This window comes from Novosphingobium sp. (assembly GCF_036733805.1).
In the GTDB taxonomy this organism is placed as follows: Bacteria; Pseudomonadota; Alphaproteobacteria; order Sphingomonadales; family Sphingomonadaceae; genus Novosphingobium.
On sequence record NZ_DAIMZT010000030.1, the window covers coordinates 1 to 18110 of the forward strand.

An 18110-nucleotide genomic window follows, 5' to 3' on the forward strand; every position below is an offset into this window, starting at 1 on the left:
GCGCGGCGATCACCGCGAGGTTGAGCAGCAGATCCGACTGATAGTGCACATTGTCGGTCTTGATCGCCAGGCTGCCGGTCCTGCGAATGACGTGGCGCTGCCAGGCGAGCAGCGCGAAAGTTATCGCGATCGCCGTCAGCGAGACCCCGATCCCGTCCGCCGCCGCTTCGACCCGCCCGCCGGCCAGCAACTGATTGACGGCCCGGCTGGCGATGCCGAGCGCGGAGATCGATATCAGCACGATCTGGAACAGCGCCGCGATCGCTTCCGCCTTGCCATGGCCGAAGCGATGCTTGTCGTCCGCCGGCTGCGCCGCGACCCAGACACCCAGCAGCGTGGCCATGCTGGCGACAAGGTCAAGCGCCGTATCAGCGAGACTGCCGAGCATCGCCGTCGAGCCGGTGGACCACGCCGCCCAGCTCTTGATCGCCAGCAGCAGCGTGGCCGCACTGATGCTGGCAAGCGCGGCGCTGCGGTTAAGATGCCCGGTTTCGGTCATGGGTAAAGCAACGTGCTGGTCCAGCCGCCCGCCGCCCCTTCATCGCGTACGAACCGCCGGCGCTCATGCAGGCGATGAGGCCGATCCTGCCAAAATTCGATGGCGGAGGGAACGACGCGATAACCGCCCCAGTGCGCCGGCCGCTCCACCTCGCGGCCTTCGAAACGGTCACGCACGGCCTCGTAGCTGGCAAGAAACGTATCACGGCTGTCAAGCGGGGCGGATTGATCTGAAGCGACCGCGCCGAGTTGCGAATCGCGCGCGCGCGAATGGAAGTAGGCATCTGCTTCCACGTCGCTCACCGGCTGAAGCATGCCTTCAATGCGGATCTGGCGGCGCAGGCTCTTCCAGTGAAACAGCAGCGCCACATGCGGATTGGCGGCGATTTCCTGCCCCTTGCGGCTGTGGTTATTGGTGTAAAACACGAAGCCTTGCGGCCCGTGCCCCTTAAGCAGGACCATTCGCGCCGAAGGATGCCCGTCAGGCGTGGCGGTGGCCAGCGCCATCGCGTTCGAATCGCTGGGTTCGGTGGCGCGCGCCTCTTCATACCAGATATCGAACAGTTCGAACGGATCGCCTGCCGGGACGACCTCACGGGCGACTTCAATTTCCATGGCGAAATCCTGCACAAGACGGCGCGGTTGACACAGTTGACACGGTCCAGAGGGAAAGGAACGGGAGCCCCCTTCTCCCCCGGGGGAGAGGATGGCGCCTTGATCGCGGACAATTCGGTAACAGATGAAACGGCATAGACAACGAGATAGCTTTCCCGCGCCATGTAGGAAAGCACACTCGCACAGGCAGCTTGCCGTAATCAACACGGACACCTAGCTAAGCGTCATGGCAGCAGATCCTTATTCCACCCTGGGGGTTCCTCGCGGCGCGAGCGAGAAGGAAATCAAATCGGCTTATCGCAAGCTGGCGAAGGAACTCCATCCCGATACCAACAAGGATCACGTGAAGGCGGCGGAGCGCTTTTCCGACGTTACCCGTGCTTATGACTTGCTGTCCGACAAGACCAAGCGCGCGCAGTACGATCGCGGCGAAATCGATGCGGAAGGCAATCCGACAATGCCCTTCGGTGCGGGCGGCGCGGGCTTCGGCGGTTTTGGTGGAGGCGGCGGCCAGCGCGGTTTCTCAGGCGGTTTCGGCGGCAATGAAGGGATTGATCTCGAAGACCTGTTCGGGGGCATTTTCGGCGGCGCCGGTCGCGGCGGTATGGGCGGCGGTGGCCCGCGCAGTCGGGCGGCGCCCCGCGGCGCGAGCGTGAGCTATCGCCTGTCCGTGTCATTGACGGACGCTGCCGAGCGCAAGGACCAGCGCATCACCCTTTCGGACGGCAAGACGATTGACCTCAAGTTGCCGGCGGGTGTCGAGGACGGCACGCAGATGCGGCTTACCGGCAGGGGAGAGGTGGGTCCGGGTGGGCCCGGCGATGCGCTCATCACCATCCAGATCCAGCCACATCCGTTCTTCAGGCAGGACGGTGATGACTTACGGCTGGACCTGCCGATAACTCTCGATGAAGCGCTGCGCGGGGCCAAGATCAAAGCCCCCACCGCTTCGGGCGCGGTTATGCTCACGGTGCCGCCGGGCGCTTCCTCCGGCAAAGTGCTGCGCCTGAAAGGCAAGGGGATGAGCCGCAAGGACGGAACGCGCGGCGATCAGCTCATCTCGCTGGAGATCGTGCTTCCGGAAACCGATGAAGATCTGGCCCGGCGGCTGGAAGGCTGGAGCGACGGGCGGGACGTAAGAAGCAAATTGGGCCGATGAGTTTGTCTTGCCCGCCCGGGCCGTAGAAGCTCCGTTTCATCCACAAGCCAAATTGAACCGGCGGCGCCATTTGCCTATGACCGAGCGGTGCCCGTCGATCCGCCGATAGACCCGCTCGATCCGCCCGACCTCTCGCCCGAGGGTCGCCGGCGCGATGCGTTGCTGGAGCGCAAGGGCCTGCGCCACAGGATCGAACGCCGCGCCGGGCCGGGATCGCGGCTGTTCATCGTGTTGACGCGGGTGCTGAACGGCGCGTGGAAGGACGGGTTTATTCACGCCGGGAACCTGGCCTACATGACCTTGTTGGCGCTTTTCCCCTTCTTCATCGCACTGACCGCGATCCTCTCGGCGATCGGCGAAAAGGCGCGGCTGGGTGCGGCGATCGACGCGGTGCTGCAAGCCATGCCGCCGCGCGTGGCCGAAGTGCTGGGGCCGGTCGCCCATGATGTGGTGGCCGCCCGGCATGGCTGGCTTCTGTGGATCGGCGGTCTGTTCGGCACTTGGACCGCAACCAGTCTGATCGAGACCATCCGCGATATCCTGCATCGCGCTTATGGCGTAAGCAAGGGACGGCGCTTCTGGCGGCATCGCCTGTTTTCGACCGGGCTGATCTTCGGCTCGGTGCTGTTGCTGCTCGTCTCGCTTTCGGCCCAAGTGATGATTTCGGCGATGCAGGCGATCGTCTTTGCGCTGTTCCCCCGGCTGGACACCCTTTCGGACCAGATGGCGACCTCCAGCGCGATCAGCGCGGGGGCGCTGTTCGGGTCGATTTACCTGCTGTTCTATCTGCTTACCCCGGCGCCTTACCAGAAATGGGCCTGCCCCAAATGGCCGGGCGCGGCGCTGGTTACCGGCTGGTGGCTGATGGCTGCCTTGGCGCTGCCCAAAGTGTTGCACAACTTCTTCACTTACGATCTCACTTACGGAAGTCTGGCCGGGGTGATGATCGCACTTTTCTTTTTCTGGCTTGTCGGACTAGGGATGGTGATGGGCGCCGAACTCAACGCGGCGCTCGCGGTGTCGCCCGAGGAAAGGGACATGCTTGGACGATCCACCGAGGCTATCAGCCGCAAGACTACAAACGCACGGGAAGAACACGAATGACCGGTTTGATGCAGGGTAAACGCGGCCTCATCATGGGCCTCGCCAATGACAAATCCCTGGCCTGGGGCATCGCCAGGAAGCTGCACGAACATGGGGCCGAAATGGCCTTTTCCTACCAAGGCGAAGCCCTGGAAAAGCGCGTGCGACCGCTGGCCGAAAGCCTGGGCAGCGATTTTCTGATCGATTGCGACGTTTCTTCGATGGAGGCGCTGGACACTGCTTTCGCCACACTGGCCGATCGCTGGCCGACGATCGATTTCGTCGTTCACGCCATCGGGTTTTCGGACAAGAACCAGCTGCGCGGGCACTTCTACGACACGACGCTCGATAACTTCCTGATGACGATGAACATCTCGGCTTACAGTCTCGTCGCCGTCACCAAGAGGGCCATGGCGATGATGCCGGACGGCGGCTCCATCGTGACCCTGACTTATTACGGCGCTGAAAAGGTCGTACCGCATTACAATGTGATGGGCGTGGCCAAGGCGGCGCTGGAAACCTCGGTCAAATACCTCGCCAACGATTGCGGTCCGGCGGGCGTGCGCGTCAATGCGATTTCTGCCGGTCCGATCCAGACGCTGGCTGCGCGCGGGATCGGGGATTTCAATTACATCCTCAAATGGAACCAGCTCAATTCACCACTGCGCCGCAACGTCACGATTGAAGACGTAGGCGGGTCGGGCCTCTATTTCCTGTCGGACTTGTCCTCGGGCGTCACTGGCGAAACCCATCACGTCGACGCCGGCTATCACACCGTCGGCATGAAGCAGGAAGACGCGCCCGACATCGCCCTGGCATAGCTGAGGCACGGCTCGGCAACTCGGGCACGCAAGCCTCTCTCCTGAAGGGGAGAGGGGTGGCAGAGGTCTGCGTCTAACGCTGCGTGGACGCAGGCTGCGCCGTGTCGCCTTTATTTCGACGGCGGCGGCGACGGAGGCGTGGTGGCAGCGCCGCTCTGATTCTCAGTGGCGCTCTGTTTCGCCTCCTGGCGCTTCTGCTGATCGAAATATGCCTGCTCAGCCTGTTCGACCCGCTTCTGCTCCGTGGCGGCTTGCGCATCGATCGTCGAAAGGCGCTTCTGACGTTCCGCGGCGATCAATTCGCTGAACTTCACGTCGCTGCCGTTCTTCTTTTCGGCATAAGCTTGATTGATGAGCTTCTGCGTGCAGCCCAACGAGCCGCCGGGGCCGACGGGCGAACAGCTCAGCGTGCCGAACGCGCCCACCGTTTCATAAGCCTGCACCTTGTTGGTCCAGGCATCGCTTTTCGGTGAATCGATTCCGCGCAAGGGTTCGGGAATGCGATAACGCTCTTCCTCCGGTTTGCGCGCGCAAACGGTGATTTCCCCCTGGCTCGATGCCGGGCAGGGATCATTGCCATAGACGATGAGTTGATTGACCTTCTCGCCCCCAGGGGCGGCCTGCTCATCCGCGGCGGAGGCGGGCATGGCCCACATGGTCAAGCCCAGAGCAGTAACGGCCAAAGTGGTGGTGAAGCGAGGCATCAGGGGCTCCCATCGTCGAGAAACGTGTTTCCAGCGCGTCATATAGGAGCGCCTGGCATTGAACGGTAGCTTAAGCGCAAATCCCCGCCTTGCTCACGATCAAAGAACGGGTGGGCAAAGAACGGACGGGCGTTCAGATTCGTTCCGATAGTTTGATCGCTGCGCGGCAGCCCAGGCGGATCGCACCGAACAGCAGCGGAAAGGCCGGCGCCCGTTCCGCCCCCGCCGCCAGCGCGGCGTCGCGGTGCTCGCGCTCCTCGTCGCGAAATTCGCGGATCGCCTCGGCAAGCTCCGGATCTTCATCGCCCAGTTCTTCAAGCTGCTCGGTATAATGGCGGTCTATCTCCGTCTCGATCGCAGCGGTGCAGGCCATCGCGGCTTCGGGACCGATCAGCGCGGTAGCCGCGCCGAGCGCATAACCGGCGACAGACCACAGCGGCTGCAGCAGCGTGGGGCGCACGCCGCGCTCCGCCATCATGGCGTCAAAGCGGGCCCGGTGATCCTCTTCCTGCGCGGCCATTCCGGCCACCTCGGTCGCATGCGGCGCGCGCGTACCCATCACCGCCATCTGACCGGCATAAATCCGGGTGGCGCCATATTCGCCCGCTTGGTCGACGCGCAGCATTCGCGCGCTACGGCTAGAGATCATCTGCCTGCCTTTCCGCTACGCGTCAGCAGCGCGAACACCGCCAGCGCCCCGCCGATCGAAAAAAGAAAGTTCCAGCCCGCCAGCGAAATCCCGAACAGGCTCCACTGCACCTGATCGCAACGCACCACCGGTGCTTTCAGGATCGCGTCGAGCGGATCGACGCCGGCGGCGATCGGGCTGGCGGCGCAGGCGGTCAGCCCTTTCCACCAGCCATATTCGACGCCTGCATGAAACCCGCCGATCAGGCCGGAGGCAAGGATGCCCAGCGCCGCGACTGCCACCAGCGGACGGACCGGACGCCAGAAGAAGGCGAGAACGGCGAAAATCAGCGCGATCATATGCGGATAGCGCTGCCACCAGCACATCTCGCAAGGAACCAGGCCGAAACCGTACTGGCTGATATAAGCCCCGGCGAGCGCCGCCAGCGGCAGGGCCAAAGCAAGCCAGCGCGCAGCCCGCAGGGATGGAGCGACGGGAACGGTCATGATGTTGTTGTACCGCCGCTCACTTCCTGCCTTGCGTGGCGGCGAGCATCGGCTTGCCGGCCGTGCGCTCCAGCGTGCTGATGGCGTAATGAAGCTGGAAGTCCGTGATCCCCTGCTTCTTCAGATCCTCAGCCGAAACCTTGAAGCGTGGATCGTCCATCTTGTCTTTTTCCAGATCCTTGTCGTCCAGCGACGCCTCGTTAATCAAATGGCCACGCAAGTCGGATTCGCGCACCGCCCGCTCGGCTCGGGCGCGAGCGTCCGGGTCGGACAGCTGCGGCACCTTGATGTCCGGCACGATTCCACCTTCCTGAACCGAGTGACCGGAGGGCGTATAATAACGCGCAGTGGTCAGCTTCACCGCGCTGGTCTTGTCGAGCTGAATGAACGATTGGACCGAGCCCTTGCCGAACGTGCGCTCGCCCATGATGACGGCGCGGTGCTGATCCTGCAGCGCGCCGGCCACGATTTCCGAAGCGGAGGCCGAACCGGCGTCGACCAGCACGATCACCGGCAGCCCTTTCGCAACGTCGCCCTTGAACATGGTTTCGGCGCGATAGAACTGGTTCTCGCTGGCAAGGCGGCCGCGCTGCGAAACGATATCGCCGTGATCGAGGAACAGGTCCGATAGCGCCACCGCTTCGTCCAGCGAGCCGCCGGGATTTGATCGCAGATCCAGGACAAGGCCGGCGAGCTTGACCGCTTTCAGCGTGGCCTGCTTCCTAAGGTCGGCGATGGCCTTGTTCACGCCGTTGCCGACATCGCGAGAGAACTCGTTGACGCTGACGACCCCCACATTGTCCTTCAGCTCCCAGGTCACCGGCTCAAGCTCGATCACGCCGCGCGCGACCGTCACGTCGAAGGGCTCGTCGCGGCCGGGGCGGTAGATCGTCAGACGGATGGACGTGCCCGCCGGGCCGCGCATCTTCTCCACCGCCTCATCCAGATCGCGCTCGTAATAGAGCACGCCATCCAGATGCGTAATATAATCGCCGGCCTTGATCCCGGCCTTCTCCGCCGGACTGCCCTTGAACGGAGAGATCACCTTCACCGCCCCGTCATCCTCCACCACGGAGAGGCCCAGACCGGAATACTTACCGTCGATCATCGTTTCGAGCCGCTGCAGCGAAGGCCCGTCGAGATAATTCGAATGCGGATCGAGGCTGGCCAGCATGCCGTCGATCGCGCCTTTCAGCAACTTGTTGTCATCGACCGGATCGACGTAGTTTTCCTTCACCAACTCGTAAATGGTGAACAGCTTGTCGAAACCGTGATTGGCGCGGCTATCGACCGCCGCCAGTCCCGAAGTCGCAACGGGAAGCACGGCAACGGCAGATACCAGCAGTGTCGCGCGCAGCAGGGGAGCAAGTTTCATCGGGCGAAATGCCTCTCGTCATTCGTTTCCGGCGCTGGCCGGACGGTTGGGAACCGATCCTACCGGGCCTTCGCGCCAAACGCCAGCCTCACAGCTTGTCAGCCCGGAAAGGCGTCATAGCGATCGGATATACTGCAAGGGGTTAACCGGCTGGCCGTTGCGGCGCAATTCGACCATGACATGGGGGGTTCCCGGACCCGCCATGCCGATCGGGGATCCCGCCACCACCTGGTCGCCCACCGCGGCGTCCAGCCGCGCCAGGCCGGTGACCAGAGAAGTCCAGCCGTCCGGATGTTCGATAATAACGATGCGGCCATAGCCGCGATAGGGCCCGGCGAAAGCCACGCGGCCGGGCGCCGGGGCCACGATCTGCGCATTGCCCCGCGCCATCAGCACCAGCCCGTCGGACCGGGCCTGCCCCTGCGCATCCTCGCGAAAGCCAGTGATTACCCGACCGGTAACGGGAAGCATATAACCGGGCAGCCCCTCCGGCGGCGGGGTGAATTGCGATGCATCCATCACGCGCGCCTCCTGCGGGCGCGGCGGGCGCATGATCGGCCCCGGCAGCGCTGCAAGCTGTTCGCGCAAGATGCCTTGCTGCCCCATCTGCCCGACCAGATCGCCAAGATCGCGCGCTTTCTCCGCAAGGGCGATCGCGCGCTCACTCTCGCGCGCGGCGAAACCCGCGGCCGCGCGACCAGCAAGGCGCTGACCCGATTCGATCGCCGCAAGCTGCCGGCGGCGCTCATGCATCTGACCTTCCACACGGCCCAGATCCGCCGCGGCGGCCAGGGCCTGACGCTCCAGCGCGTGGCCCCGTTCGATCTCGGTGCGCAGATCGGCCGTACGCGCCTGGACCTCGGGCAGCATGGTGTCGAGCAAGGCGCGCAAGTAGACCGCGTCACGCACCGAGCCGGGGCGCAGCAGAGCGAACAGCGGCGGCCGGCGGGAGAGGCGCTGCAATGATCCGGTCAGCCGCGCCAGCGGCTCCTGCCGCTCGGCAAGCGTCGCACGCAGGGCGGCCCGTTGTGAAGCGATCAGCGCGATCCTGGCATGCTGCGCCGCGATCGACGCTTCGGTCTCCTGAATCCGCGCGGCAACTGCTGCCGCGTCCTGAGCCGTCTTGTCCGCCTGCGCCGTCACCATCCGCGCCCTGGCTTCGAGCGCCTCCGCCCGGCGCCGCGCCATCTCACCATCGCGGCGGGCAGCCAGCATATCTTCCTGCGCGCGTGTAGCGCTTGCCGTGGGATCGAGAACGGCGAATGCACCTTGTTGCGTGAGCGCCGCTGTCGAGAGCGCGGCCAGGACGCCGGCAGCAGCGATCAGAATGAGGCGACTGGAGTGGTTCACAACCCCGTTTCATTAAATCGAAATGTGAGAAATGGGAATCGTCTCCGCCTGCGCGGGACCCTTCGCACATTCTGAAGCATCACCCCGCCCGGTGATACGGATGCCCCGCCAGGATCGCGGTCGCGCGCCAGAGTTGCTCCGCCAGCATGGCGCGCGCCAGCAGGTGGGGCCAGGTCATGCGCCCGAAACTGAGCAAATGGTCGGCCTGGGCACGCGCCTCATCGCCGTGGCCGTCAGCCGCGCCGATCAGGAAACGGCATTCACGCACGCCCTCATCGCGCCAGCGGCCAAGCAGCGCGGCGAACTCCTCGCTCGACATCGCCTTACCGCGCTCATCCAGCAGGACGTCACGAAATGGCGTCTGCGCGGACGGCGGCACGCGGCCGCCGATATCGGGCAATTCGGTATGCTTGAAAGGCCAGGTGATGCGCCGGGCATAGCGCTCCATCAGCTCCGCTTCCGGGGAGCGGGCGATCTTGCCGCGGGCGATGATGTGGAGCAGCATCTGTTGGACACGCAGACCGCCGGTGCGCCGGTCGCGCGGTTTTCCTTTCCTGGCGCCTGGCCACGCGCGGCCGGGCTATCCTCTCGCCGTCGCTGTCAGGCGGCGCCGGACGGTCCGTCGAAGCCCCACATCCTTTCCAGGTTGTAGAAGCTGCGCACTTCGGGGCGGAACAAATGAACGATCACGCCGCCTGCATCGACGAGCACCCAATCGGCAGCCGGCAACCCTTCAAGCCGAGGATGGCCAAAGCCGCCGTCTTTCAGCCGCTCGCCAAGTTTCTGCGCCATGGCGGCCACCTGGCGGGTCGAACGACCCGAGGCGATCACCATGTAATCCGCAATGCTGGATTTGCCTTGAAGGTCGATCGTCGCGATGTCCTGCGCCTGGTCATCATCGAGGGACCGTAGGATAAGGGACAAGAGCGGGTCGTCGCTTTCGACCATCGCCGGGGGCGGGTTGCCGGTCGCAACCGGCTGTATCTGTGCCTGTGGCATCTAGTGAGTATCTGCTCCTTTCAGGGATCGCGCCAGCAAGATGGGGATCATCGCGCCGCGTTCAATCATATGCCGGATTGCCAGGACGTGCAGGGCCGAAAGGCCGGTCATGCTGCCGAACCTGGGATGAGGCGGTGCGTGACGGCGTCCCGGCAGGAAATGGAGCGCTGGAACAACGCTCCGTGCTTCCGGGCCCAGTCCGGATCGGCGCGGCGCAATGCCGTGGCCGACCGCGTATCAGGGTCAAATCGCAATGTCACAAGCGCTGGCGCGCTCCACCGTTCCGGACCGCGAAGACTGGATAGAGGCCGCCGGAATTTCCTCAACCAGGCCATCGCGGGGCTCGCGAAGGCGAGGGCATCATACCCCGGACGCGCGATCACCGCAATCGGCATCAATTTCGCTATGGCGCGCCAATTGTTCCACTTGTGGAATTGGGCAAGATTGTCCGCCCCCATGAGCCATACGAAGCGCCGCTTCGGATAGCGCCGCAGCAGCGCGCCCAGCGTATCGACGGTGTAGCGCGTGCCCAGTTCACGCTCGATGGCAGTGACGCGAATGCGCGCCCGCTTCGCTTCTCTGCCGGCGGAAATGGCGCGCGCGGCCAGCGGCGCCATGCCGTCGATTGGTTTCAACGGATTGCCTGGCGACACCAGCCACCACACCTCGTCAAGCGCCAACGCCTCCATCGCCAGGAGCGATATGCGCCGGTGTCCGCCGTGGGCCGGGTTGAAACTGCCCCCCAGCAGCCCCGTAACGGGGCCGCATCGCCGCCGCGCCATCATCCGATTGCCTGCCGCTTTCAGGGCCGCGTCTGACCGCTGCCGCGCACCACCCACTTATACGTGGTCAACCCTTCCAGCGCGACGGGGCCCCGCGCGTGAAGGCGGCCGGTGGCGATGCCGATCTCGGCCCCCAGGCCGAACTCGCCGCCATCGGCGAACTGGCTGGAGGCATTGACCATCACAATGGCGCTGTCCACTTCGGCCAGAAACCGCTCAGCCGCCGCGTCATCGGCCGTGACGATCGCATCGGTGTGGTGCGAGGAATGCCGGGCAACATGATCTAGCGCAGCGTCAAGCCCATCTACCACGGCGACGGAAAGCACCGCGTCAAGGTATTCGGTGTCCCAATCCTCGTCACTGGCGGGCAGGACGCGCGGATCAAGCGCTTGGGCGCGGGCATCGCCGCGCAATTCGCAGCCGGCCTCGAGCAGCCCGGCGATCACCGATGCGCTTTGCGGGAACTGCGTGTCCAGCAGCAGCGTCTCCATCGCCCCGCAAATGCCGGTGCGGCGCATCTTGGCATTGAGGGTCACGCGCCGCGCCATTTCCGGATCGGCCGCGGCGTGAACATATGTGTGGCAAATGCCGTCCAGGTGGGCGAGCACCGGCACGCGGGCATCCGCCTGAACGCGGGCGACCAGGCTTTTGCCCCCGCGCGGCACGATCATGTCGATCAGGCCCGCCGCCGTCAGCATGGCGCCGACCACCGCGCGGTCCTGCGTCGGCACGAGCTGAATCGCCGCCGCCGGGAGGCCGACGCTTTCCAGCCCTTTCACCATGGCCGCCTGGATCGCCCGGTTTGAATGGAGCGCCTCACTGCCGCCGCGCAGCAGCACTGCATTGCCGGAACGCAGGCACAGCGCGGCCGCGTCCGCGGTCACGTTCGGGCGGCTTTCGTAAATGATGCCGATCAGCCCGATGGGAATGCGCACGCGGCTGAGCGCCAGCCCGTTCGGACGCTGAGCGGTGTCCATCACTTGCCCGACCGGATCGGGCAGGCTCGCCACCTGATCCACCGCGTCCGCAATGCCGGCCAGACGCTGCGCATCAAGGCGCAGGCGATCGAGCATGGCCCCGGTCAGCCCCTTGGCTTCCCCCGCGGCGATATCGCGCACGTTGGCATCGAGGATTTCCGCTTCCGCCTTGCGCAGCGCGCTGGCGGCGGCCCGCAATGCCTCAGCCTTGCGAGCGTCGCTCAAGCGGGCAAGCACGCGCTGGGCCGCGCGTCCTTCCCAGGCGAGACGCGCAACCAGTTCTTCAGGCGTCTCGGCCGAGACTTGCTGCTCCGATTGGACCTTCGGGGAAATCTGCGGGTTCATGAGCGCGGACTAGCACCCCGCCGCTGCATTGTCACCGACTTGTAACCGGGCGATGCGCGCCCTTGAATGTGACGAATGTGCAACGCCTTGACGCAAAGTCGCATCCCGAATCGTTATCTAACTTTTTTCATTTGACATCGATTCGCCCTCAGTTCGTCCCGAAATTTGCAAAGTTCCTTCGGTTCATCGCGAGTTAGGAGCGACTCACCCCGATTCCGCAGGTCTCAGCGTTAAGTCGATTCGCCTTCGTTGCCCGCCCCTGCTAGCCGCCCTGCCGGGACAAGATTGCAGAATTCCAGCGGGGTCGTTTTGAAATCCATACCAGCCGGGGCGTTTCTTGCGCGCCTCAGGGCCGCGTTTCCCGATCGCGAGTTCATCATGCGGTCGCAGGGACGGGTTCGTTTCATCCGCATCTCAGCGCGCGCGCAGATGGCCCTGGCCGGAGCCGCGATGGTCCTGCTCGCTGCCTGGCTGGGGACCCTGGGCGCTATGGCCGTTTCACGCCTGTCTGCCGGCCACGAATACGCGGCCCTGTTGAACCGAGAGGCCGCCGTCGCCAAGTCCGAAAGCCGGGTTCAGGCATATCGCGATCACATCAACGAAACGACCGCCGACCTCGACCGCCGCCAGCACTTCATCGAACAGATGGTGCAGGCCCATATTGGCGATCTGCCCCATGATAAGCAAGCGGGCGAAACCGTTTCCGACAGCAACGGCGAAGCTGCCGCAACCGTGAAGAAAGTAAGCGCCGCCCTCCCCGAAGCCCGTGGCCTCGCCCGGATCGAAGCGGAACAGCTCGCTTTCGTGGAACGGTTGACGCGCTTTGCCGATCGCAAGTCCGCCGCCGCGAGCGAGGCGATGCGCAAGCTGGGGCTCAATCCCAGCGCCATGATCTCCCGCTCGCGCGCTGCAGAGGGTGGTCCGCTGATGAAGCTTGCCACCTCGGCCGACGGCAGCCTGGATCCGCGCTTTCGGCGCATGGGCGCCAGCCTGGCGCGCATGGATGCCCTGGAGAACGGCCTGGCCTCCATCCCGCAGGTAAGCCCGGCGCACGTCGCGTACGTCTCTTCAAGCTACGGCTACCGCTCCGACCCCTTCACGGGCGCCGCCGCCTTCCACGCCGGGCTCGATTTTCCCGGCCCGATGGGCTCGCCAATCTATGCCGCCGCCAAAGGCATGGTCAGCTTCGTGGGCCAGCGTCAGGGCTATGGCAATTGCATAGAAATCGATCATGGCAACGGCCTGATGACCCGCTATGGCCACCTCTCCGGTTTCCGGGCGCATGTGGGCGAAAAGGTCGGTCCCGGCACGGTAATCGGCGCGATGGGCAGCACCGGCCGCTCCACCGGATCACACCTGCATTTCGAAGTGCGAGTCAACGGCCAGCCGGTCAATCCTCGACCCTTCCTCGAAGCCGCCCGCAATGTTCAACAAGAAACCCGGTAACATGGCCAAGCCCTTCACCTCTTCCCGCCCCGCCGCCGGCTCCACCTTTTCGATGCTCGGCGCCGACACCCTGGTCACCGGCAATATCGAGGCGAGCGCCGACCTCCACGTCGATGGTCGCGTCGAAGGGGACATCGCCTGCAATGCACTGGTCCAAGGCGAAGGCAGCGCCATCACTGGCGCCGTGCGCGCTGAATCGGTGCGCATCGCGGGGCTGGTGCGCGGAGCGATTGCCGCGCGCGAAGTGGTGATCCTCAAGACCGCCCGTATCGAGGGCGATGTCGCTTACGACACATTGACGATCGAGCAAGGCGCCCGCCTGGAAGGCCGGCTCAGCCCCAGCGGCGGTCAGACCCCGCCAGCCATCGCGCATATGCCTCGGGCCGATGAGGCCGGGCTCGTTGCTTCGGCGGCGGAATGAAGGTGGAATTGCCCTGCGTTGAGAAATGCCCGAATTGGCGGCGCCGCCAAAGCGTAACAGACACAATGGACAGCTCAATTCTTGGCGGTTGCCAAGCTTATTAGACGCGGCTTTACGGTCTCGTTCACTGGGGGCAAAACACCTCAGTTGCCAATCTCATGATCGCCTCGCGCAGTTCAAAGCTCTTTTAGGCGACGTCAAGGGCCTCTTATCGAAGAACCCGTTGCTCTTATTACGCCTGAGTTTGAGTTCAAGGCTCATTACTCAAACCGTAAAGCTTTCCCCGCATCCGCAGCTGCCCTTCGCGTTCGGATTTTCAAACACGAAGCCGGCCGTGAAGTCATCTTCCTTCCAGTCCATCGTGCTGCCGACGAGATAAAGCACTGAGGCGCCATCGATGTAGAACGTGCCGCCCGGCGTCTCGATCTTCTCGTCGAAAGGCGCTTCTTCAGTCACGTAGTCGACCGAATAGGCAAGACCCGAGCAGCCCCGGCGCGGGGTGGAGAGCTTGACGCCGATGGCGCCTTCCGGGGCCTGGCTCATCAGCCGGGCGATCCGCGCCTGCGCGCCGGGCGTAAGCAGGACCGCGGCGGGACGCGGGCGGGCGGGACGGGTCTTGGTGTCAGTCATGTCAGCCTCTTCTGCCGAAACGGCGCGCGATCGCAAGGTCGAGAAAACCGGCCTCGCTCACAGCATTCCCAGTTCCAGCTTCGCCTCTTCGGACATCTTGGCCATGTCCCACGGCGGATCCCAGACAAGCGCAACCTCGCAGTCGCGCACGCCCGGCACCGCGCCGACGCGCAGTTCGACCTCGCCCGGCATCGATTCCGCCACGGGGCAATGCGGCGTCGTCAACGTCATCGTCACCATGACCGAGGCTTCGGGCGAAACCTCCACTCCATAGATCAGGCCGAGGTCATAGATGTTCACCGGAATTTCCGGATCATAAATCTCCTTAAGCGCGGCGATCACGCCGTCATAAATCGCCCCCCCTGGCTCGCCGGGATTTTCGCCCTGCGGCTTTTCGGCTAGGAAACCTTCGAGGTAATCGCGCTTGCGCTCCAGCTTTTCGGCGGCCGACTCGGGAAGTTCCGCATCATCGACCCGCGCACGCGATGGCGGCGGGGCAGCGCTCACTTCCTCGACGGTGAAAGTCGGCTTCTCATCGTGAGTCTGGTCAATCATTGGCCGAAGATTCTCCTGGTGCGCTCGATTCCTTTCAAGAGCGCCTCGATATCGCTTTCGTCATTGTAGAGCCCGAAGCTGGCACGGGCAGTGGCGGGAACGCCGAGATGGTCCATCAGCGGCTGCGCGCAGTGATGGCCGGCGCGGATCGCGATCCTCGTCCCGTCGGAGCCCTCTTCGTCCAATATGGTGCCAAGATCGTGCGGGTGAACCCCGTCGAGCGCAAAACTGACGATGCCGGCTGAATCCTCCGGTCCGAACAAGGTCACGTCATTGCGCCTGCGCAGCTCGGCGCGCAGCCGTGAAGCCAGATCCCGTTCATGCTGCTCGGCCCGGCTCAGGCCCACCGCACAAAGCCAGTCGATCGCGGCCGCCATGCCGATGGCCTCGACGATCATCGGCGTCCCTGCCTCAAAACGCTGCGGCGGTGGAGCGAAAGTGGTCTTCTCGAACGTGACGCGATCAATCATCGAGCCGCCGCCGTGCCAGGGCGGCATGGCGTCAAGAATGGGCTTCCTGGCCCAGAGCACGCCGATTCCGGTAGGGCCGTAAAGCTTGTGCGCGGAGAAAACGTAGAAGTCGCAATCGAGGGCGATCATGTCTAGCGCGATGCGGGGTGCGGCCTGGCAGCCGTCGATCAGCAGCATGGCGCCCACGGCATGCGCCAGATCGGCCGCGCGGCGAACATCGAGCACTGAGCCGAGCACATTGGAAACATGCGCAAAAGCCACCAGCTTGTGCGCCGGGGTCAGGATACGGGCAGCGGCATCAAGATCGATCCGGCCGTCTTCGGTCAGAGGGCAGACATCGATCTGCACTCCGGTCCGCTCGCGCAGGAGCTGCCAGGGCACGATATTGGAATGGTGCTCCAAGGTGGAGAGCAGAACCCGGTCCCCTGCCTTCAGGTTGTCCACGCCCCAGGTATTGGCCACCAGGTTGATCGATTCCGTGGCGCCACGCGTGAAGATCACTTCATCCTCGCGACCGTTCAGGAACGCTGCGGTTCGCCGCCGCGCCGCCTCGAACGCCAGCGTCATTTCGGCCGAGCGGGCATAGACGCCGCGATGCACCGTCGCGTAATCGCGGCCCATGGCATTGATGGTGGCATCGATCACCGCCTGCGGCTTCTGCGCGGTGGCTGCGGTATCGAGATAGTGCCAGCCACCCGCAAGGCCCGGAAATTGCGCCTTCAATAGAAGAGCCTCGTTCATATCGACGGAGGAAGGCGTGCTGCCGGTCATAAGATCTGCTCCAGCCGCCTCAGCGCTGTTTCGCAAAGTTGCTCCTGGCCCGGCGCGCCGGTGAAAGCTTCCGCGATAAATGCCTGCAGCATCAGCCGCTTGGCCTCGGCCGGAGGCAGGCCGCGCGACATCAGGTAGAACAGGCCCATGGCGTCCAGCTCGCCTACCGCGCAGCCATGCGCCGCCTTGACGTCATCGGCGTAAATTTCCAACTCGGGCCGCGCGTTGGCGGTCGCTGTGCGATCCAGCAGCATCGCGCGCACGGACTGCTCGGCGTCCGTGCCATCCGCCCCGCGCGCCACGGCGATACGCCCAAGATAGGTGCCGGTGGCGTGGCCGGCAAGGACGGAGCGCACGATCTGGTGCGATGTGGCGTTGCCCCCGGCGTGCGTGACTTCGGTGACGATCTCCAGCGTCTCCGCACCCGTGGCAAGCTGCGCGGCGCCCAGCGTGAACTCCGCGCCCTCGGCGAGGAGCACGCTGATCTCGACACGTCCGTAAACCGGACCCCCCGCAAGCACGCGCAAGTCAAAACGGGCATTTGCACCGAGCGTTACACACAGGAGCCGCGCAACCGGGCCGGCGGCATCTTCGACGATCTGGAGCGCCCGCTCCTCACCGTCTTGCAATACGATGTCCTCGTGCGCGATAGGCCAGACCGCCGCCAGACCTTCGAGGTCCGAATAGCGGAAATCCTCGTTCTTGCGGGTAGGGAATGTGAGTTCGGCGTTCATGTCATTTGCCCGTCACACCACCACCGCCTCGTAGCCCTGCTCTTCCAGCTCCAGCGCCAGTTCCGGCCCGCCGGACTTGACGATACGGCCGCCGGCCAGCACGTGAACGAAGTCCGGCTTCACGTAGTCCAACAGACGTTGGTAATGCGTGATGAGCAGCACCGCCTTGTCAGGCCGGCGCATGATCGCATTGATCCCCTCTCCCACGATGCGCAGCGCGTCGATATCAAGGCCGGAATCGGTCTCGTCCAGAATCGCCAGCCTGGGATCGAGGATGCCCATCTGCACCATCTCGGCGCGCTTTTTCTCGCCGCCCGAAAAGCCGACGTTCACCGGGCGCTTGAGCATGTCCATGTCCATCCGCAGCAGTCCGGCCTTCTCGCGCGCGAGCTTGAGGAACTCGCCGCCGGAAAGCGGTTCTTCCCCTCGCCCCTTGCGCTGGGCATTGGCGGCTTCGCGCAGGAACTGGACGAAGGAAACGCCGGGGATCTCGACCGGATACTGGAAGCCGAGGAACAGGCCGGCGGCCGCGCGCTCATAGGGTTCCATTTCGAGCAGATCCTGCCCCTCGAACGTGACGGAGCCGCCGGTCACTTCATAACCGGGGCGGCCCCCGAGCGTATAGCCGAGCGTCGACTTGCCCGCGCCATTCGGGCCCATGATCGCGTGGATCTCGCCCGGATTGATGGCGAGTGAAAGGCCCTTGAGGATGGGCTTGTCGGCCACGGTGGCCTGAAGGTTATCGATCTTGAGCATTGTCATCCTTCGGCGCTCTCCATGTGGGGAGCGAGCTGGGTACGCACCGCACGCCTGTCGAACGGCTTGTTCACTTCGGCGTTGATGGTTCTCACCACCGCCTCGACGTCCGCAAACACCTCAGCCTCACTGAAGCGCAACACGCGAATGCCCACCTCTTTCAGCTTCCTGTCCTGCAGGGTATCGACTTCGGGATTGGCGCTCTCCCCCGAAAGCGAAACGACGATCCAGCGCGAGGGGCAGGCGAAATCGACCACCGAGGATCCCACCACCGCCTGGCGAGTGAACTTGACGCCGCCCAGCTTGGAACCGGAAAGCTCGGCCCATAGCGCCTTTTGCGCATCGGTAGGATGGCGCCGCTGCTCGCGAGCGCGCTCCTTAAGGCGTTCAAGGCGCGCGCCGGTTGCGGCAAAGCCCGCGCGGGCGTCGGCCTTGGGCTCAACCGTGCGGCTGATGCCGAGGGTCTTGCGAGCGGCGGTCATAGG

Annotated in this window: 22 protein-coding genes; 5 read left to right on the forward strand and 17 right to left on the reverse strand. The window is 64.4% G+C overall.

The features are described from left to right. Together V7D69_RS08835 and pdxH are read right to left on the reverse strand one after the other, a co-directional pair. On the reverse strand, positions 1 to 499 hold a 499-nt coding region (locus tag V7D69_RS08835), incomplete at its 3' end, for a cation diffusion facilitator family transporter (RefSeq protein WP_333605601.1). Beyond that, positions 496 to 1113, reverse strand: coding sequence for a pyridoxamine 5'-phosphate oxidase (gene pdxH, locus V7D69_RS08840; protein WP_324060736.1), 618 nt, complete (start codon positions 1111 to 1113; stop codon positions 496 to 498). The genes pdxH and V7D69_RS08835, both read right to left, overlap by 4 nt. Positions 1114 to 1339: 226 nt before the next feature. Here pdxH and V7D69_RS08845 point away from each other — a divergent pair, with 226 nt between their 5' ends. From V7D69_RS08845 to fabI, 3 genes are all read left to right on the forward strand, one after another. After that, complete coding sequence (locus V7D69_RS08845; protein WP_324060735.1) at positions 1340 to 2272, forward strand: DnaJ C-terminal domain-containing protein; 933 nt, start codon at positions 1340 to 1342, stop codon at positions 2270 to 2272. A gap of 87 nt (positions 2273 to 2359) precedes the next feature. Next, positions 2360 to 3376, forward strand: coding sequence for a YihY/virulence factor BrkB family protein (locus tag V7D69_RS08850; protein ID WP_333605602.1), 1017 nt, complete (start codon positions 2360 to 2362; stop codon positions 3374 to 3376). Then, a complete protein-coding gene (gene fabI / locus V7D69_RS08855; RefSeq protein ID WP_324060733.1) occupies positions 3373 to 4176 on the forward strand; it encodes an enoyl-ACP reductase FabI in 804 nt (267 codons plus the stop codon). The genes V7D69_RS08850 and fabI overlap by 4 nt, the downstream gene beginning before the upstream one ends. Before the next feature lie 110 nt (positions 4177 to 4286). Here the strand turns inward: fabI and V7D69_RS08860 are convergent, their stop codons facing one another. The 9 genes from V7D69_RS08860 to V7D69_RS08900 form a co-directional block, all read right to left on the reverse strand. Continuing rightward, entirely contained in the window at positions 4287 to 4880 is a 594-nt protein-coding gene (locus tag V7D69_RS08860; RefSeq protein ID WP_333605603.1) for a hypothetical protein, read from the reverse strand. A 133-nt stretch (positions 4881 to 5013) separates the two neighbouring features. Next, complete coding sequence (locus tag V7D69_RS08865) at positions 5014 to 5529, reverse strand: demethoxyubiquinone hydroxylase family protein (RefSeq protein WP_333605604.1); 516 nt, start codon at positions 5527 to 5529, stop codon at positions 5014 to 5016. Further along, positions 5526 to 6014: a disulfide bond formation protein B gene (locus tag V7D69_RS08870; protein ID WP_324064055.1), complete on the reverse strand. Its 489-nt coding sequence runs from the start codon at positions 6012 to 6014 to the stop codon at positions 5526 to 5528. Before V7D69_RS08870 ends, V7D69_RS08865 begins: the two co-directional genes overlap by 4 nt. A gap of 19 nt (positions 6015 to 6033) precedes the next feature. Further along, positions 6034 to 7389: a S41 family peptidase gene (locus tag V7D69_RS08875; protein ID WP_324064056.1), complete on the reverse strand. Its 1356-nt coding sequence runs from the start codon at positions 7387 to 7389 to the stop codon at positions 6034 to 6036. A 114-nt stretch (positions 7390 to 7503) separates the two neighbouring features. Further along, the gene (locus V7D69_RS08880) at positions 7504 to 8739 is read right to left on the reverse strand and encodes a murein hydrolase activator EnvC family protein (protein WP_324064057.1); all 1236 of its coding nucleotides are present in this window, start codon (positions 8737 to 8739) and stop codon (positions 7504 to 7506) included. Between the two features lie 79 nt (positions 8740 to 8818). After that, positions 8819 to 9244 (reverse strand): 23S rRNA (pseudouridine(1915)-N(3))-methyltransferase RlmH, encoded by a 426-nt coding sequence (locus tag V7D69_RS08885; protein WP_324064058.1) that lies wholly within the window; start codon positions 9242 to 9244, stop codon positions 8819 to 8821. 95 nt (positions 9245 to 9339) lie between these two features. Further along, entirely contained in the window at positions 9340 to 9738 is a 399-nt protein-coding gene (gene rsfS, locus V7D69_RS08890) for a ribosome silencing factor (RefSeq protein ID WP_414691005.1), read from the reverse strand. Positions 9739 to 9845: 107 nt separating this feature from the next. Then, positions 9846 to 10523 carry a nicotinate-nucleotide adenylyltransferase gene (locus V7D69_RS08895; RefSeq protein ID WP_414691006.1) on the reverse strand — a complete coding sequence of 226 codons (678 nt, stop codon included), beginning with the start codon at positions 10521 to 10523 and terminating at the stop codon, positions 9846 to 9848. Between the two features lie 17 nt (positions 10524 to 10540). Then, positions 10541 to 11842, reverse strand: a complete 1302-nt coding sequence (locus V7D69_RS08900; RefSeq protein WP_333605605.1) for a glutamate-5-semialdehyde dehydrogenase — start codon at positions 11840 to 11842, stop codon at positions 10541 to 10543. A 378-nt stretch (positions 11843 to 12220) separates the two neighbouring features. Here V7D69_RS08900 and V7D69_RS08905 point away from each other — a divergent pair, with 378 nt between their 5' ends. Together V7D69_RS08905 and V7D69_RS08910 are read left to right on the forward strand one after the other, a co-directional pair. Further along, entirely contained in the window at positions 12221 to 13288 is a 1068-nt protein-coding gene (locus V7D69_RS08905) for a M23 family metallopeptidase (RefSeq protein ID WP_333605613.1), read from the forward strand. A gap of 1 nt (position 13289) precedes the next feature. Next, complete coding sequence (locus V7D69_RS08910) at positions 13290 to 13709, forward strand: bactofilin family protein (RefSeq protein WP_324064070.1); 420 nt, start codon at positions 13290 to 13292, stop codon at positions 13707 to 13709. A 264-nt stretch (positions 13710 to 13973) separates the two neighbouring features. Here V7D69_RS08910 and V7D69_RS08915 read toward each other — a convergent pair whose 3' ends face one another. Genes V7D69_RS08915 through V7D69_RS08940 form a run of 6 tightly spaced genes read right to left on the reverse strand, consistent with a single transcriptional unit; the run spans position 13974 to position 18107 of the window. Then, entirely contained in the window at positions 13974 to 14339 is a 366-nt protein-coding gene (locus V7D69_RS08915; protein ID WP_324064061.1) for a HesB/IscA family protein, read from the reverse strand. Between the two features lie 57 nt (positions 14340 to 14396). Beyond that, a complete protein-coding gene (locus tag V7D69_RS08920; RefSeq protein WP_324064062.1) occupies positions 14397 to 14894 on the reverse strand; it encodes an SUF system Fe-S cluster assembly protein in 498 nt (165 codons plus the stop codon). Then, positions 14891 to 16135, reverse strand: a complete 1245-nt coding sequence (locus tag V7D69_RS08925) for an aminotransferase class V-fold PLP-dependent enzyme (RefSeq protein WP_414691007.1) — start codon at positions 16133 to 16135, stop codon at positions 14891 to 14893. The genes V7D69_RS08920 and V7D69_RS08925 overlap by 4 nt, the downstream gene beginning before the upstream one ends. Beyond that, entirely contained in the window at positions 16132 to 16869 is a 738-nt protein-coding gene (locus tag V7D69_RS08930) for a SufD family Fe-S cluster assembly protein (RefSeq protein ID WP_324064063.1), read from the reverse strand. Before V7D69_RS08930 ends, V7D69_RS08925 begins: the two co-directional genes overlap by 4 nt. A gap of 12 nt (positions 16870 to 16881) precedes the next feature. Continuing rightward, positions 16882 to 17625 carry a Fe-S cluster assembly ATPase SufC gene (gene sufC / locus V7D69_RS08935; protein ID WP_324064064.1) on the reverse strand — a complete coding sequence of 248 codons (744 nt, stop codon included), beginning with the start codon at positions 17623 to 17625 and terminating at the stop codon, positions 16882 to 16884. Between the two features lie 2 nt (positions 17626 to 17627). After that, positions 17628 to 18107, reverse strand: coding sequence for an endonuclease domain-containing protein (locus tag V7D69_RS08940; protein WP_324064065.1), 480 nt, complete (start codon positions 18105 to 18107; stop codon positions 17628 to 17630). Positions 18108 to 18110: the final 3 nt, after the last annotated feature.

Excerpts from the sequence above, each read along its gene's own strand:
- pdxH (WP_324060736.1), bottom strand. The coding sequence starts at position 1,113 with ATGGAAATTGAAGTCGCCCGTGAGGTCGTCCCGGCAGGCGATCCGTTC.
- V7D69_RS08845 (WP_324060735.1), top strand. The coding sequence starts at position 1,340 with ATGGCAGCAGATCCTTATTCCACCCTGGGGGTTCCTCGCGGCGCGAGC.
- fabI (WP_324060733.1), top strand. The coding sequence starts at position 3,373 with ATGACCGGTTTGATGCAGGGTAAACGCGGCCTCATCATGGGCCTCGCC.
- V7D69_RS08860 (WP_333605603.1), bottom strand. The coding sequence starts at position 4,880 with ATGCCTCGCTTCACCACCACTTTGGCCGTTACTGCTCTGGGCTTGACC.
- V7D69_RS08865 (WP_333605604.1), bottom strand. The coding sequence starts at position 5,529 with ATGATCTCTAGCCGTAGCGCGCGAATGCTGCGCGTCGACCAAGCGGGC.
- V7D69_RS08870 (WP_324064055.1), bottom strand. The coding sequence starts at position 6,014 with ATGACCGTTCCCGTCGCTCCATCCCTGCGGGCTGCGCGCTGGCTTGCT.
- V7D69_RS08875 (WP_324064056.1), bottom strand. The coding sequence starts at position 7,389 with ATGAAACTTGCTCCCCTGCTGCGCGCGACACTGCTGGTATCTGCCGTT.
- V7D69_RS08885 (WP_324064058.1), bottom strand. The coding sequence starts at position 9,244 with ATGCTGCTCCACATCATCGCCCGCGGCAAGATCGCCCGCTCCCCGGAA.
- rsfS (WP_414691005.1), bottom strand. The coding sequence starts at position 9,738 with ATGCCACAGGCACAGATACAGCCGGTTGCGACCGGCAACCCGCCCCCG.
- V7D69_RS08895 (WP_414691006.1), bottom strand. The coding sequence starts at position 10,523 with ATGATGGCGCGGCGGCGATGCGGCCCCGTTACGGGGCTGCTGGGGGGC.
- V7D69_RS08900 (WP_333605605.1), bottom strand. The coding sequence starts at position 11,842 with ATGAACCCGCAGATTTCCCCGAAGGTCCAATCGGAGCAGCAAGTCTCG.
- V7D69_RS08905 (WP_333605613.1), top strand. The coding sequence starts at position 12,221 with ATGCGGTCGCAGGGACGGGTTCGTTTCATCCGCATCTCAGCGCGCGCG.
- V7D69_RS08910 (WP_324064070.1), top strand. The coding sequence starts at position 13,290 with ATGGCCAAGCCCTTCACCTCTTCCCGCCCCGCCGCCGGCTCCACCTTT.
- V7D69_RS08915 (WP_324064061.1), bottom strand. The coding sequence starts at position 14,339 with ATGACTGACACCAAGACCCGTCCCGCCCGCCCGCGTCCCGCCGCGGTC.
- V7D69_RS08920 (WP_324064062.1), bottom strand. The coding sequence starts at position 14,894 with ATGATTGACCAGACTCACGATGAGAAGCCGACTTTCACCGTCGAGGAA.
- V7D69_RS08925 (WP_414691007.1), bottom strand. The coding sequence starts at position 16,135 with ATGACCGGCAGCACGCCTTCCTCCGTCGATATGAACGAGGCTCTTCTA.
- V7D69_RS08930 (WP_324064063.1), bottom strand. The coding sequence starts at position 16,869 with ATGAACGCCGAACTCACATTCCCTACCCGCAAGAACGAGGATTTCCGC.
- sufC (WP_324064064.1), bottom strand. The coding sequence starts at position 17,625 with ATGCTCAAGATCGATAACCTTCAGGCCACCGTGGCCGACAAGCCCATC.
- V7D69_RS08940 (WP_324064065.1), bottom strand. The coding sequence starts at position 18,107 with ATGACCGCCGCTCGCAAGACCCTCGGCATCAGCCGCACGGTTGAGCCC.